Source organism: Mesorhizobium sp. P170090 (assembly GCF_057786115.1).
The window spans coordinates 5975974-5989982 of sequence record NZ_JBYNWH010000001.1 but is presented as its reverse complement, the minus strand read 5'-3'; the positions used below and the strand labels follow the sequence as shown (position 1 = coordinate 5989982).

Here is a 14009-nt window from a genome sequence, read left to right as displayed (position 1 = left end):
CCCGCCGAGGTCACACAGCTCCGGACAGGCTCGCCGACAACAGCAACAGCCCGAACAGGAAGACGAAGGCGGCGCCGCCGATTTCGACGACTGTGTGGATGCGGTTGCCCATGCGGCCATCGCCGGCGAAATAGACCGCCCAGTTCTTGGCTGTCACCGCGATCGTCGCCAGCGCCGAGACTGTGATGGCGGTGCCGATCGACATCGCCAGCACCGAGAGCAGGCCGCCGAGCCACAGGCCGTTGAGCAGCGCGAAGCTGAGCACAATCAGCGCGCCGGAGCAGGGACGGATGCCGACGGCGGCTACTGCCGACCAGGCCGTGCGCCAGTCGAAGCGATCGCCCGACAGCAGCGCCGGATCGGGCGCATGCGAATGGCCGCATGTGTCGCAGACCTCGCCGGCTGGGTGATCGTGATGAGCGTGGTCGTGATGGGAATGATCGTGCGTGTCGTCGTCGTGCGCTGCGTGATGATCATGCGAATGGTCGTGATGCACATGCAAGGCGTGCGAATGCGCCTGCGCCGCGTGGCTGTGACCGGCATGCGAATGGCCGCTATGGGAATGACCGGCGTGGGCTGCCGACAGGCTGTAGGCGGGCGCCCTGCCGAACCAGCGCTGGACCGTGGGCCCAAGCTTGCGCCACAGCAGCCAGGCGCCGAACAAAGTGACGAAGACATAGCTCATGATCTCCATGAACCAGGCTGCGTCGGTCATCGAGATGGCGGTGCCGCGCAGGACGAAATAGGCAAGCAGCATCACCAGGATCGCGGTCAGGCCCTGCAGCAGCGCCGAGACGAAGGACAGCAGGATACCGCGCCTGAGCGCCACTTCGTTGGCCACCATGTAGGACGAGATGACCGCCTTGCCGTGGCCGGGGCCTGCGGCGTGGAAAATGCCATAGGCGAAGGACAGGCCGATCAGCAGCCACATCTTGCTGCCGTCCTCGCGCATCGCCTTCATCGCGGTGGCCAGTGCGCGGTAGAATTCCTGCTGGCGCAGATTGATCCACATCAGGATGTGGGCGAACGGGCCGGTGGTGGGCGCCATGCCGTCATTGACACCGATGCCGAGTGAACTCTGGGCATGGGCCTGCCCGAGAAAGTGCGTCATCAGCAGGGCAGCGGCCACGAGGCCGAATGCCAAACGCAGGGACGTTTTCATCACCGGATCTATCCTTCTGGCGGGCAATTCAGTTCGAGCTTGGTGGCGAAGATCTTGCTCATGTCGGTGCCTGTCGGGTCGTTGAAGAACGCGTCCGTCAGGGTCTTCTGGTTTTCCTTGATCGCCTCGTCTGGATCCGGTCGGATGACGCTCTTGGTGCAGTTCGAGGGCAGGCCTTCCACCGTGATGTTGCTATCCTCGGTGAAGTCGATCGCTGTGTAGAAGGTTGGATCGTACACGCCGAAATCGATCTTGCCGGCGAGCTTGATCGGCACCTTGGGTTCGGATTCGAACAGGATGATCAACTGGTCGTTGTCGAAATTGGCCATCAGATGCGGTGGCGGCGTCATAGGCACGTCCTTGCCGTCGACGGTGACGAGCTGGAAATAGTTGAATTCGGCCAGCGAGGCATGAACGGTGTCGGCGACATCCTTCAGCTCCTTGTCGTCAAGCTTCAGGTCGGAGTTCTTGTCGAACTCCATCATCACCGTACTCGAAAACAGATCATCGAAACGCCAGAGGTGACGCAGCGCTTTCACACTTTGGTGATCCGGCGAGAGGATCACGTCGAGGCGGGCCTCGGCGAAGACATGAGGATGCGCGCCAGCCGCTCCGACGGAGGCAAAAGTCGTCGCCAGGGCCGAAGCCAGCATGATTGCGTGCCGTTTCAGATGCATTCTCGGTCGCTGTTCCATCGGCCTCGGAGAGATTTCGAGAGGTTACCAGAAACGGGGCGAAATTGGGACCGCGGCACGGCAGGACCGGCTCAAGCGCTCTCGCGGTTCTTGAACCATTGCACCAGGAAATCGACGAAGACACGGACCTTGGCCGGCAGATAGCGGCGGTGCGGGTAGACGGCGAAAATGCCGCTGCCCGACTGGATGCGGTCGTCGAGCAACGACACCAGCAGCCCGGATGCGAGGTCGGGCGCGGCGATGAAATCCGGCAGGATGGTGAAGCCCAGACCGGACACGGCGGCGGCTCGCGCGGCCATCGGGCTGTTGACCTCGATCGGACCCGATACGTTGACACTGACTGACTCCTCGCCATCGCCCCTGAAGCGCCAGTTGGCAAGCGAGCGGCCATTGGTGTCGACGATGCAGGGCAAGTTGGCGAGATCCTGCGGGCGCGTCGGCTTGCCGTGCTTGGCGATCAGCTCCGGCGAGGCGCAAAGCTTGATCGAAAACGGCCCCAGGCGGCGGGCGATCAGCGATGAGTTCTCCAGCCGCGAGATGCGCACGGCAAGATCGAAACCTTCCTCGACCAGATCGACAAAGCGGTCGTCGAGATGGATGTCGAGGACGATGTCGGGATGCTGCTTGGCGAAGTCGATGAGCGACTGGCCAATCGGCGCATCGGCGAAGGTGCGCGCCGCCGACAGCTTGATCCTGCCGCGCACGTCGCCGGAGGATTCGCGCACGGCGTCAGCCAGGCTGTCGACCTCGCGCACGATTTCCGAAGCGCGGCTGTAATAGGTATGGCCGGCCTCGGTTAACGAGAACTGCCGCGTGGTGCGGTTGAGCAGCAGCGCGCCGAGTTCGTCCTCGAGTTCGCGCACATATTTCGACAGCAGCGCCTTGGAGCGACCGATCTTGCGCGCGGCCGCCGAAAAGCCTTCGGCCTCGACGACGTCGATGAAGGCGCGCATGCGGGTCAGTGTATCCATCATCAGGCCTTTCGTGCCGCATCGAGAATTCGCCGGCCGAGCCGTATCAGGGCAATGTCGCTGCCGGGAGGGCCGAGCAGCGAGAGGCCGAAAGGGGCACCGTCAACCGAGCCCAGCGGCAGGGTGATTTGCGGAAAGCCTGAAAGACCCGAAAGGCACAAAAGATGCAAGGCCCTTTCGCGGTAGGCCTGGAGCTGCTGCGGCTCGCTTTTGACCAGAGGTGCGGGGCCTGGAACGGTGGGCAGGACAAGAAACCCGTCCTGGCCGAGCAGCGCGGCTAGCTCGGAGCGGAAGGTCAGGCGGCGCACCGCCTCGGCCCGCGCGGTCTTTTCGTCGATCGTGCGGCCAAAACCAAAGCGCTCCTCGACGCCCGGCCCGAGATCGCGCTCGCCAGAAATGATCCAGGCGCCATGCTGCTGCCAGGCCTCGGCGGCCTGGAGGCGGCGAAAGCACCAGTAGAGCTCGTCGGGGAAGGAAGCGAAGCTGTACTCCACCGGCGCCGGCTCACCGACAAGACTGGCGGCCAGCGCTCTCATCCTGGCGTATTCGGCTGCCTCGGCGGGGCCGGCCACGAAAGCGTCCAGCCAGCGGATCGAAAGCGGCCGGGTGAGCGGATACGGATGCGGGTCGCGGCCGAGCAGCAATTTGCCGATCGTCTCATAGGTCTCGATGTCGTCGGCGAACCAGCCGAATGTGTCGAAGCTCGGCGCCAGCTTCATCGTGCCTTCAAGCGAAATGCGGCCATGCGTGGTGCGCAGCCCGATCAACCCGCAAAAGCTCGCCGGGGCACGGATCGAGCCGCCGGTGTCGGAGCCGGTGGCGATATCGGCAAGCTTGCCGGCCACCGCCGCCGCCGATCCGGAGGACGAGCCGCCGGTGACGCGATCGGGAGCGGCCGGGTTCACCGGAAACGGAAAATGCGCGTTCTGGCCCATCAGCGAGAAAGCGAACTCGTCGGTCTGCGTCTTGCCGATGAAGCGCGCGCCGGCGTCGAGAATCATCTGCACGGCCGGTGCCGTGCTGGACGCGGCATGCGCCTCGTCGAACTTCACCGGATTGCCGCAACCGGTGCGGTAGCCGGCGACGTCGTAAATGTCCTTTACCGCCAGCCTGAGCCCGGCCAGCGGCCCCAGTTCCGCATTGGCGACCGGCATGCGGCGCAGGTCGAGAAAGGCGTTGAGCGGGCCGTGCGTGCCTGGCATCGTTCGATATCCGTACACAGTAGGCCCAGCATTGTTCGATGCCGGAAATTTTACAACCTGGGATACGATTTTTATTGATTGTGAAATCTTTCGATCTTATATCGCGCTTGCCCAAAGTCGCACGTGCCTGTGGGTGTCCGCCGATCCTCGAATGGTGAGGGAAATCGGTAAGGTAACTGGAGCTAACCCCTCCAGTCGGTCTAGCGGCCAACCGCCAGCCCGAGGACACCTTGAAGCAACGACGGTGCGGGCCTTTCTGGTGTTCTGCCGGTCGTCCAAAGACCGGGGTTACTGAAGAGGCACACCTTCATTGCCGGCAGTGCGGACGGGTCTCCCATCCAAGCCAAGGCAGACAAAGCGAACCGAGGCCGGGCAAGGCCAAGGTTCACCGCCGCGAGACGGCGTTTCATGGTTCCGGGGTCTCCACCGGCTGGTTCCATGAATTTCCGTCCCGCCTTTGTTTGACCGCGCGTCGCGAGGCCGAAAGCCCCGCGTCCGCAGCCTTATTGCGCGCCGCAAGGCGTATATGGAGAGACCCCATGGCCACCCAGCGCATCCTTGACTTCCTCGCCACCCGACGTCCGTCCGGCCCCTGCCTCGTCGTCGACCTCGATGTCGTGCGCGACAATTTTCGCGCCTTCGAAAAGGCGCTGCCCGATTCCCGGATCTACTATGCGGTGAAAGCAAATCCGGCGCCGGAAATCCTGCGCCTGCTTGCTGCGATGGGCTCGTCCTTCGACACCGCTTCCGTTGCCGAGGTCGAGATGGCGATGGACGCCGGTGCGCCGGCGGACCGTATCTCCTTCGGCAACACTATCAAGAAGGAGCGTGACATTGCACGCGCCTACCAGCTCGGCATTCGGCTGTTTGCCGTCGACTGCGTCGAGGAAGTCGACAAGATCGCCCGCGTCGCTCCCGGCGCGCGCGTGTTTTGCCGCGTTTTGACCGATGGCGAAGGCGCCGAGTGGCCGCTGTCGCGCAAGTTCGGCTGCGTGCCGGCGATGGCCGTCGATGTGCTGCGCCACGCCAGGACGCTCGGCCTCGACGCCTATGGCGTGTCGTTCCATGTCGGCTCGCAGCAGACCGACCTGACGGCGTGGGACCGTGCGCTGGCCGACGCCAAGAAGGTGTTCGCCACGCTCGCCGACGAAGGCATCGTCCTCAAGATGGTCAATATGGGCGGCGGTTTCCCGACGCGCTATCTGCGTGACGTGCCGGCGGCCCAGGCCTATGGCCAGGCGATCTTCTCGGCGCTGCGCAAGCATTTCGGCAATGCGATCCCTGAGACCATCATCGAGCCGGGTCGCGGCATGGTCGGCAATGCCGGCGTCATCAAGTCGGAAGTCGTGCTGATCTCGAAGAAGGCCGAAAACGACAATGTGCGCTGGGTGTTCCTCGACATCGGCAAGTTCGGCGGTCTGGCCGAGACGATGGACGAGGCGATCCGCTATCCGATCGTCACCCGCCATGACGGTTCGGAGACCGCACCTTGCGTGCTCGCCGGCCCGACCTGCGATTCGGCCGACGTGATGTACGAGAAGACGCCGTATCCGCTGCCTCTGTCGCTGACCATCGGCGACGATGTGCTGATCGAAGGCACCGGCGCCTACACGACCACCTACTCGGCGGTCGCCTTCAACGGCTTCGAGCCTCTCCGATCCTACGTGATCTGACGGCTTCGGCCTTCAGATCACCTCAGGTGGACGTTTGCGTCCGCTCGGGTTCGCCTGTGGAACAAGCTCCGCTCGTGAAGGATCGCGGAAATGGACATTGTAAATTACATTGATGGCATTGGATTCTCCCCCTCGACGGGGGAGATTGCCGGCGCCATTCCCATCGTCGCCGAAACTGCGGCAGACATTGCATCGCGTGAAGCGTTGCTCGATCGCGCCATGGGGCCGATGCGGCGCAAGAAATCGTCGGAGAAGCTGCGGCGTGGCCGCCGGCCTTCCGAAGGCCTCGCCTTCGTGGCGCGTGATGCGGCGGGCGCGGTGATCGGCACTGTGCGGCTGTGGGATGTAAGGCTGGGCGAGGGCGGCCCGGCGGCGCTCCTGCTCGGGCCGCTCGCCGTCGATCCGGCGCTGAAGAACGCCGGCATCGGCTCGGCGCTGATGCGCCATGCTTTGGCCGAGGCCGCGCGTCTCGGCCATGCCGCGATGCTGCTAGTCGGCGATGCGCCTTACTATGGCCGCTTCGGCTTTTCGGCGGAGAAGACAGGCGCGCTCGCCATGCCTGGACCTTACGAGCGGCGCCGCTTGCTGGCGTTGGAGCTGATCGAGGGTGCGCTCGACGGCGCGCATGGCACGCTGAAGGCTGCAGGTCGCAAGCTCAAGGCACAGAGGCTGTCGCTGGCCGCCTGATTGTCCAAAAACAAACGCCGCCGGTCGTTTGCATTTCAGCGAGGGCGGCGTTTTGTTTTTGCGAAGGGCTCAGCCGATCAGTTGGCTGAGCGCCATGGCGACCGACATATCGCCTTCGACCTTTATCTTGCCGGACATGAACGCCATGGTCGGGTTGAGGTCGCCGGCGATCAGCGAATCCAGATCGTCGAGCGACAGCTTTATGGTGCAGTCGGTCGGCGCGTCGGTGGTCGAGACGGTTGCACCGTCGATGACGATGACGCCGTCACTGCCGGTATCGAACTTCACGGAATGTTCGAACCCGGCGCTCGCCACGCGCGACCTCATCTTCTCGGCAATGTCCTGAACGCTCATGACTGTTCTCCTGGTCTCGTTGCGTTTTGCCGCGCTTCAGTGACCGGCCTCCGCCGAAGTCGCTGTCTCGCGCGTGCCGCGATCCTGGTCGCTTGGCGCATATAGCTTCGAGTTGACGTAAACGTCAACGCGCGATGCGTCATCTCGTTTCAGTCGGAAGGAATGCGGCAGAGAACATTCACCCTGCGACGAAGGTTAGTGTTCAGCAGCGGGCTTCGCCGCCTCGGCCTGGGCCGATTCCGCCGGGGCCGGTTCGGTCGGCGTGGCCGGATCCTTGCGGCGGCGCATGGCGTTGTCGCGGATTTCATCCTTGGTCAGGAAGTTGACTTGGTCTATCAGCACTTCATGCACCAGGTCGGCGCCGACGCGGGCGTTGACGGTGTCGCGTATGGCCTTGCGGAAGGCATCGAGATCGATGGTTTCCTTCTTGGTGAAGTCGATCTGAGGATTGGAGTAGAGATAGGAATAGACCTGATCGGTCATCAGCGCTTCGGCCGGGATCGACATCTTCTTTATCTCGGCCGGCTCGACCGTGTAGACGAGCTTGGTGAGGAAATAGCCGTCGATCTTGGAATCGCGGATCAGCGGCACCGAGATGATGTCGGTCTTGACGTAGTCGAGGCCACCCAGCATCGGTTTCGGCGTCTCGCCGACGCCGCGCTCACCGGCCGCCTGGAACGAATAGAACACCGCGCCAAGCGTGGCGGCGCAGATCCAGATCGCGGCGGCGATGAATTTGATCACCGGTTGTTCCCGCCTGTTGCCGAGATCATCAGCTCGCCCAACCGAATTCACCGGCCGAATAGGTGCCGTCGGCTTCGGCGCGCTGAATGGCGTTCTTCAACAGCGTGGCGACTTCGTTGACCGCGTTGAGGTGGGCGAGGATTGCAGCCTCGTTTTTCGCGAGCTTCTGGCGCAGCCGCGCCAGACTGTCGCGATGCTGTTCCAGGAATTCGATCTCGTTGGCGCCCTTCATGGCGCGGGTCAGCTCATAGAGGTAGCGGCTCTTGCGGGCGTTGGAGGCCTTGAGGTCATAGCTGGTGTCGTTCTTCAAACCGGCCGTCTCTTCCTCGACCGCTTCCTCGATGCGGCCGATGATGGCGGCAAGGTTGCCCGGCCGTGCAAACGGGATCGGCGCTTCGGACGTACGCGCCGGCAGGTTGGAAGAGTATTTTGAAAAATCGGCCATTGAAAATCCTGGTCTAGATCTTGATTTCGGTTTTGATGGTCGTCTCGTCGCCGGTCATCGACCGTGCGGCCTTGCGCTGCAATTCCTCGACCAGCGAGGTGGACAGCCGCGCCTGCTGGTCGATCTCGGTCTTGTGCGGCCCGGTTGACACCGGGCCGATCGGCACGGTGCGCTTGCCGTCCTTGTAGTGGTCGGCGAGCAGCGATTTGGCAATGCCGATCCCTCCGCGCTCGGCCATGACGTCGGCGACACGCTCGGCAAGCTGCGATTTCCACATGTCGCCGGCCAGCCCCTTGCCGTAGACGCCCTCTGTGTCCTTGGGCAGCATGTTCTGGATGAAGGTCTGCAAGACCATGGCCTCGAACTTCTTGAATTTTCCCGCGGGATCGGCGCCTGCCGCGGCCTTGTCGGCCGTGGCACGCGACAAGATCGAGCCGGTATCCACCGAAGCCGCCATGTCGACCAAAAAGGCGCCGCCAACGCCGTTGGCCCGCTTGGCCAGCGCGGCACGGGCAGCCTCGATATCCGTCGGGTCGACGGCTCGGGCAACATCGAGAACGATGTCGCTGGGTGGAGAAATCGCCAAGAAAGTCCGCCTCTTTGCCGGGTTTCCTGAGCGACCATGCCGCAGCAAGCTTGTGGCAGGCTTGCCGGCTCGAAATCCTTCGCCGGATGCTAGGCATTGCTATCAGCAGCGGCAACTCCGGCTGGGTCGATGCGATCTGGTCGTTTGCGGTGGGCGCTGCCGGCGTCGCCATGGTCAGATCGTAGGTGGCGTAGGCGCAGAGGCCGAACACGGCGCCGTACACCCAACACAGCCCGCCGCACGGAACGAAACCGAACGCCGTCCGCAGGTGACCCGGCTCTAACTTCCGATTATTCCTGCCCTCGCCTCTGCGCGATCAGATCGAGCCGGTCGCGGTCGGAGCGTTCGCGTTCGTCCTGTCGGCGCACGTCCTTGTAGGCGCGCTCGACCATGTTGGTGCGCGCCGTCGCAGTGGCGATGAGCGTGACCTCCTGCCTGGCGCTTTCCAAGCTCGCTTCCTGCCGGACCAGCGCATTCGCGATGCGGCGATGGTAGAGGTCAGGGAACAGCACCGCCATCGACTGGTCGGCGTCGAAATGCTGGACTAGTTCCTTGGCCTCGGTTTCGGCGGTTGCCGCTGCCGCCAGGAAGGCCGCATGGCGCGTCTCGTGCAGGGCCTTCAGCTGCTCCTGCACCTTGACCAGTTTCTTCAGCCGTTCCTTGCGCGTGCTCATCTCACCTCGCCAGCGTCAGGTCGACAAAGCCGTCGACGAACAGCGACAGCATGGTCCCGATGGCGAAATAGAAGATGATCATGCCGCCGGCGATGACGAAAGGCAGCGAGATGAAGTAGACCGGGATTTGCGGCGTCAGCTTGTTGACGAAGCCGATCGTCAAATTGACCAGGATGGCATAGGCGATGAACGGGCTGCCGAGCCGGATGACCAGGAAGAAGGCGTCCGACACCGTGTCGGTGAGATCGACCAGGGCGGCCTGCGGATTGAAGAAGACGTTGACCGGCGCCACCGTGTAGGAGGCGACCAGAGCGCGGATGATCTCGTGGTCGAAATCGAAAACGAAGAGCAGCAGCAGCGCCGAAAACGAGATGATGGCGGCGAGCGCCGCCTGCGGTTCCGGCTCCTCGATCGCCGGTCCGCCTGTGCCGCCATAGCCGATCAGCATGGCGATGGCCGAACCCATGAAGCGCAGCGCCTCCATGTAAAGCCTGGTCATCGCGCCGATCAGCCCGCCGACCAAAAGTTCGGAGATGATCATCGGCGCCAGCACCTGCGGACGCGCATCGACGAAGGGAAAGATCTTGTCCCACAGGAAGGCGAGCAGGCCACCGGTTGCGGCGATCGACGCGAACAGCCGAACCTGGATCGGCACGCGGGCGCTGGACAGGCCCGGCATCAGCATGAAGCAGGCGCCGATGCGACAGAAGGCGAGGAAGGCGGCGATGACGACGCCTTGCGACAGTATGTTCACGAGATCGTCCCGAGCACCTTGATCTCGACGCCCTTGGCGATTTCGACATGGGAGAGAACGGGAAGCGTCGTGAACAGGCGCTCGATGATCATGCGCACATAAGGCCGCGCATCGGGCGCGGTGACGAGGACAAAACGCTCGCCGGCCTCGAGATGCTTGCGGATCGCCTTGGTCGCGTCCTGGCCGAATTCCTCCAGCTGGCGCGGGTCGATGTCGAATTCGCGCACCTCGCCCTTGGCGTCGCGCTTGAGGCTCTGGTGGAAGGCGAGGTCCCAGCGGTTGCCGAGGCGCAGCACCTTGAGCATGCCGCCCTCGGAGAGATCGCCGCAGATCTGTTGGGCCATGCGGATGCGGACATGCTCGACGATCTGCTCGGTGCGGCGCACATGCGGCGCGATCTCGGCGATGGCCTCGATGATCAAATGCAGGTTGCGGATCGATACGCGTTCGGCCAGCAGCAATTTCAGCACCGCCTGCAGGCCGGGATAGGAGATGTGCGAGGTGCAGATCTCGTCGGCGAGCTTGCGGTATTCCGGATCCTGGCGCTCGAGCAGCGCCTTCATGTCCTTGTAGGACAGAAGCTGCGGCAGGTTGTTGCGGATCACCTCGGACAAATGGGTGAGCAGCACCGACATGTTGTCGGCAAAGGTGTAGTTCTCGCGCTTCAGATCCTCGGCGAAGGTTTCGAGCACCGAGAAGGCGCGCATGCCGAAGGCCGGCTCGCGGATTTCCTCGCCGGGAACGTCGGGCAAATCCCGGTTGCCGAGCAGCACCATGATCTCGCCGACGCGCATCTGGTATTCGGCGACGACGGTGCCGTGGACCTTGATCTGGTAGCTTTTCGGCGGGATGCCGAAATCGTCGGCGACGCGCACTTCCGGCACGACGAAGCCATATTGCGTGGCAAATTTCTTGCGCATCTTGGCCATGCGGAACACCAGTTCCTGATGCGACACCAGCAGCCGCGTCGACAGCTGTTTGCCGATCAGAAGCTCGATCTCGGCGGTGGTCAGCGAAGCCTTGACCGAGTTCTTCTCTTCCTCGACCTTGTTCGCCTTCTCCAGATCCTTGATCGCTTCGGCGGCGGCAGCCTCGCGGTTGGCGCGCATCGGGATGACGTAGCCAAGGCCGGCCATGCCGGCGGCTAGCGTGAAGAACGGGAAGAACGGCAGGCCGGGCATCAGGCCGAGCAGGACGAGCAGCGAGGCCGCGACATAGAGCGCGCGCGGATGCGCACCGAGCTGGCCGAACACCGCCTGGTTGGTCGAGCCGCGCGTGCCGCCCTTGGACACAAGCAGGCCGGCGGCGAGCGAAACGATAAGCGCCGGGATCTGGGTGACGAGGCCGTCGCCGACCGACAGTTTGATGAAGACATCGGCGGCTTCGCCCATGCCCATGCCGTGCCTGATGTAACCGATGGCGATGCCGCCGACGATGTTGATGGCGGTGATGATGAGGCCGGCAATGGCGTCGCCGCGGACGAATTTCGAGGCGCCGTCCATCGAGCCGAAGAAGGAGGATTCCTCTTCCAGCTCGCGGCGGCGCAGTTGCGCTGTCTTGTCGTCGATCATGCCGGCGGACAGGTCGGCGTCGATCGACATCTGCTTGCCGGGGATCGCGTCGAGGGTGAAGCGGGCGCCGACTTCGGCAATACGGGTGGCGCCTTTGGTGATGACGATGAAGTTGACCACAATCAGGATCATGAAGACGATCAGGCCGATGACGAAATCGCTGGCCATCACAAGTTTGGAGAAGCCGGCGATGACATAGCCGGCGGCGTGCGTGCCCTCATTGCCGTGCGACAGGATCATGCGCGTGGTGGCGATGTTGAGCGATAGCCGTAGCATGGTGGCGATCAGCAGCACGGTCGGGAAGGACGAGAAATCGAGCGGCCGCTGGATCCACAGCGCCACCATCAGGATCAGCACCGACAGTGCGATCGAGAAGGCGAGGCCGATGTCGATGAGGAAGGCCGGGATCGGGAGGAACAGCACGGCCAGGATGATGACGATGCCGATGGCGAAGAAGACATCGCGGCCGTTCTTGGCCACTGTTCCTGTCGCTAAGCTTTCGCTGACGGCCATATCGTCCCCAATCACAAGCCTGCCGAGCACGCGACAGCCCTTCGAGCCTAACCGGTCAAGCTTGCGCGAGGGTGGGAGGACTGGTTACTTGCCAGGACGACAGAGGCCTTGAGGAGAGAGATCATGCTGGTGATCATCGGCACCATTCGCCTGCCTGCGCAACTGCTCGACGAGGCAAGGCCGGCCATGCGGCGCATGATACTGGGCAGCCGTGCGGAGCCCGGCTGCATCGAATACTCCTACGCGCAGGACGTGCTCGACGTCGGGCTCATCCATGTAACCGAGGTGTGGAGCGACAGGGCCGCGCTCGACGCGCATTTCCGCTCGCCTCACATCGCCGATTGGCGGGCGAGCTGGGCATCGCTCGGCATAGGCGAGCGCAACCTCATGCTCTATGAGGCCGGCGAGCCGAAGCCGATCTGAGGACCGGGCACAGTCAAGAAGGCGTGGGCCCAAGAAAATCTAGCAGGCGTTGACCTGTCTGCAGGACCATCCGCCGCCATCGGTATCGTGGCAGTCTTCATAGCTGCCGTAGCAGGTGTTCGTCGAATTGCGATACCAAGGGTAGCCGCCGGGACAGCAAACATCTTGTTGTGCAGTCTGGATAAATTCCTTTGCCGGCCGGCTTTGGTTTTCCGGATTGCCTCCCGCCAAAAAAAGAGACATCGGGTGTGACACAACAGACCTAACCGGCATATCCATGCTTGAATTGCTCACCGCAGACGAGCTCAAAAAAATCATGCCAACAGCTAATGAAAAAAATCCCCGCGCACTCATCTTCTCCTCCTTGAGGGAAATAGAGACGGCCAAAAATAACACAGCTGCGTCGATTGCGTAAGCGATCGCTCATATACCTCGACACGCTCGCGGGGAATTGAAGCGGGGCGGCAAGCCTGACTGCGCCTCAGCGCCAGAATGGCGCCGCAAGCAGCCGGCATTATGTCGGCGTGCTGATCGTCGCCGAACTGCACAGCGATCCGTCCGATGGTGAGACGCCGGTGCTGGCGCCGGCCAAATTCCGGCATGCGGTGCTGGTGCCGACCATGAACGTCCGGTCCACCGCCGAAACCATCCAGCGCGCCGTCGCCGAGGAACTGGCGGTGGTCGAGAATTTCGACAACCGGGCCGTTGTCGGGCTTTTGACCGAGGGCCATCTGATGCGGCGCTACGCGGAGGAACTCGACAAGGCGCGGCGCGACCGGGCGAAGACTAGGCCTCGGCCGGCATCTTAAATGTCCCTACTCGGCGCTTGCCACGTGTACAGTGTCACTGTACAAATTGTTCAGTGGGAGAAAAAGACGGGATGAGCACCGACCAGGCTCCGGTCAAGAATGGCGTCGCCTCGACGGCGACGCATGCCCATCAGATGCTGGGCCAGCGGCTGAAGAGCCTGCGTCTCGGCCGGCGGCTTTCGCTGCGCGAACTCGCCGAGCTGACCGGGACCAGCGCCAGCTTCATCAGCCAGCTCGAGCGCGGCCTGACCGGCGCCAGCACCGCCTCGCTCAACCAGATGGCCTCGGCGCTGGGTGTAAGCGTGGCGATGCTGTTCGAGGATAGTGCCGCCGGGCAGCGCGGGGTCTTGCTGCGCAGCGAGCGGCCGAGCCTGCCGCCCAGCGACGGCTGCCGCAAGATGCTGCTCTCGCGTCCCCCTTTAAGCGACATGGAAGTCTATGTCGGCGAGTTCGAAATCGGCGGCTCGACCGGCCCAGCGCTCTACACCCATGGCGACGCGCACGAGATGCTCGTCGTGCTGCGCGGCATCGTCGAGGTTTCGCTCGGCGATGTCAGGCATGTGCTGGAAGAGGGCGACAGCATCGAATACGCGACATCGACAGCACATCGCTCAGAGAACATCGGCAGTGGCCGAGCCGAGGTGATGTGGATCATTGCGCCACCGACTTCGGTGCGCGCCGAACTCGATCAATACAGGGCCTGGAAACCGCTCGCAGCCAGGTAGGTTCAATCCATGCGGGTCAAA

The 14009-nt window shown here is 63.2% G+C and carries 17 protein-coding genes; 5 read left to right on the top strand and 12 right to left on the bottom strand.

Going from position 1 to position 14009, the window contains the following annotated elements; translation table 11 throughout:
• Positions 1 to 10: 10 nt before the first annotated feature.
• From AC3EML_RS28915 to AC3EML_RS28900, 4 genes are all read right to left on the bottom strand, one after another.
• Positions 11 to 1162 carry a nickel/cobalt transporter gene (locus AC3EML_RS28915; RefSeq protein ID WP_488505366.1) on the bottom strand — a complete coding sequence of 384 codons (1152 nt, stop codon included), beginning with the start codon at positions 1160 to 1162 and terminating at the stop codon, positions 11 to 13.
• Positions 1163 to 1170: 8 nt separating this feature from the next.
• A complete protein-coding gene (locus tag AC3EML_RS28910; RefSeq protein ID WP_023671926.1) occupies positions 1171 to 1839 on the bottom strand; it encodes a DUF1007 family protein in 669 nt (222 codons plus the stop codon).
• 89 nt (positions 1840 to 1928) lie between these two features.
• Positions 1929 to 2828, bottom strand: coding sequence for a LysR family transcriptional regulator (locus AC3EML_RS28905; protein WP_023671925.1), 900 nt, complete (start codon positions 2826 to 2828; stop codon positions 1929 to 1931).
• Between the two features lie 2 nt (positions 2829 to 2830).
• On the bottom strand, positions 2831 to 4030 hold the full coding sequence (locus AC3EML_RS28900) for an amidase (protein WP_023820666.1): 1200 nt from the start codon (positions 4028 to 4030) through the stop codon (positions 2831 to 2833).
• A 539-nt stretch (positions 4031 to 4569) separates the two neighbouring features.
• On the opposite strand from AC3EML_RS28900, the gene odc2 reads away from it, so the two are divergent.
• Both odc2 and AC3EML_RS28890 read left to right on the top strand, forming a co-directional pair.
• Positions 4570 to 5703, top strand: coding sequence for an ornithine/lysine decarboxylase (odc2, locus tag AC3EML_RS28895; protein ID WP_023671923.1), 1134 nt, complete (start codon positions 4570 to 4572; stop codon positions 5701 to 5703).
• Between the two features lie 90 nt (positions 5704 to 5793).
• Positions 5794 to 6390: a GNAT family N-acetyltransferase gene (locus AC3EML_RS28890; RefSeq protein WP_023701057.1), complete on the top strand. Its 597-nt coding sequence runs from the start codon at positions 5794 to 5796 to the stop codon at positions 6388 to 6390.
• 69 nt (positions 6391 to 6459) lie between these two features.
• On the opposite strand, the gene AC3EML_RS28885 is transcribed toward AC3EML_RS28890, so the two are convergent.
• From AC3EML_RS28885 to flhA, 7 genes are all read right to left on the bottom strand, one after another.
• Positions 6460 to 6744 carry an SCP2 sterol-binding domain-containing protein gene (locus tag AC3EML_RS28885; protein ID WP_023671921.1) on the bottom strand — a complete coding sequence of 95 codons (285 nt, stop codon included), beginning with the start codon at positions 6742 to 6744 and terminating at the stop codon, positions 6460 to 6462.
• Between the two features lie 195 nt (positions 6745 to 6939).
• A complete protein-coding gene (locus tag AC3EML_RS28880; protein WP_023683275.1) occupies positions 6940 to 7488 on the bottom strand; it encodes a hypothetical protein in 549 nt (182 codons plus the stop codon).
• 28 nt (positions 7489 to 7516) lie between these two features.
• On the bottom strand, positions 7517 to 7933 hold the full coding sequence (locus AC3EML_RS28875; protein WP_023671919.1) for a hypothetical protein: 417 nt from the start codon (positions 7931 to 7933) through the stop codon (positions 7517 to 7519).
• Between the two features lie 13 nt (positions 7934 to 7946).
• The gene (locus tag AC3EML_RS28870; protein ID WP_023701058.1) at positions 7947 to 8519 is read right to left on the bottom strand and encodes a rod-binding protein; all 573 of its coding nucleotides are present in this window, start codon (positions 8517 to 8519) and stop codon (positions 7947 to 7949) included.
• A 290-nt stretch (positions 8520 to 8809) separates the two neighbouring features.
• Positions 8810 to 9193: a hypothetical protein gene (locus AC3EML_RS28865; protein ID WP_023701060.1), complete on the bottom strand. Its 384-nt coding sequence runs from the start codon at positions 9191 to 9193 to the stop codon at positions 8810 to 8812.
• Position 9194: 1 nt separating this feature from the next.
• A complete protein-coding gene (gene fliR, locus AC3EML_RS28860) occupies positions 9195 to 9947 on the bottom strand; it encodes a flagellar biosynthetic protein FliR (RefSeq protein WP_023686374.1) in 753 nt (250 codons plus the stop codon).
• Entirely contained in the window at positions 9944 to 12031 is a 2088-nt protein-coding gene (gene flhA / locus AC3EML_RS28855; RefSeq protein WP_023671908.1) for a flagellar biosynthesis protein FlhA, read from the bottom strand. Before flhA ends, fliR begins: the two co-directional genes overlap by 4 nt.
• A gap of 123 nt (positions 12032 to 12154) precedes the next feature.
• Between flhA and AC3EML_RS28850 the strand changes: the two genes are divergently transcribed.
• Complete coding sequence (locus AC3EML_RS28850) at positions 12155 to 12454, top strand: putative quinol monooxygenase (protein ID WP_023671907.1); 300 nt, start codon at positions 12155 to 12157, stop codon at positions 12452 to 12454.
• A 39-nt stretch (positions 12455 to 12493) separates the two neighbouring features.
• Here the strand turns inward: AC3EML_RS28850 and AC3EML_RS28845 are convergent, their stop codons facing one another.
• Positions 12494 to 12808, bottom strand: a complete 315-nt coding sequence (locus AC3EML_RS28845) for a hypothetical protein (RefSeq protein ID WP_155921527.1) — start codon at positions 12806 to 12808, stop codon at positions 12494 to 12496.
• A 170-nt stretch (positions 12809 to 12978) separates the two neighbouring features.
• Here AC3EML_RS28845 and AC3EML_RS28840 point away from each other — a divergent pair, with 170 nt between their 5' ends.
• Positions 12979 to 13263, top strand: coding sequence for a hypothetical protein (locus AC3EML_RS28840; RefSeq protein WP_023671906.1), 285 nt, complete (start codon positions 12979 to 12981; stop codon positions 13261 to 13263).
• 71 nt (positions 13264 to 13334) lie between these two features.
• Positions 13335 to 13988, top strand: coding sequence for a helix-turn-helix domain-containing protein (locus AC3EML_RS28835; protein ID WP_027049833.1), 654 nt, complete (start codon positions 13335 to 13337; stop codon positions 13986 to 13988).
• The last annotated feature ends 21 nt before the right edge of the window (positions 13989 to 14009 follow it).